This is a genomic window from Lelliottia sp. GFLA7 (assembly GCF_056490165.1).
In genome coordinates this window covers 1-255 of sequence record NZ_JBWLAQ010000140.1, presented here as the reverse complement: position 1 = coordinate 255, position 255 = coordinate 1, and the positions used below count along the sequence as shown (strand labels likewise).

Below are 255 nucleotides of genomic sequence, written 5' to 3'. Positions count from 1 at the left end.
CGCTTACCACTTTGTGATTCATGACTGGGGTGAAGTCGTAACAAGGTAACCGTAGGGGAACCTGCGGTTGGATCACCTCCTTACCTAAAAGAACCTGCCTTTGTAGTGTCCACACAGATTGTCTGATGAAAAGTAAATAGCAAGGCGTCTTGCGATTGAGACTTCAGTGTCCCCTTCGTCTAGAGGCCCAGGACACCGCCCTTTCACGGCGGTAACAGGGGTTCGAATCCCCTAGGGGACGCCACTTGCTGGTTT

The 255-nt window shown here is 51.8% G+C and carries 1 tRNA gene and 1 rRNA gene; both read left to right on the top strand.

Annotated features, from left to right (window positions below):
- Nucleotides 1–83: ribosomal RNA gene (locus AC07RN_RS21560) — 16S ribosomal RNA — on the top strand; the annotation flags it as partial.
- An 85-nt stretch (nucleotides 84–168) separates the two neighbouring features.
- Nucleotides 169–244, top strand: a tRNA-Glu gene (locus AC07RN_RS21555).
- Nucleotides 245–255 lie beyond the last annotated feature (11 nt).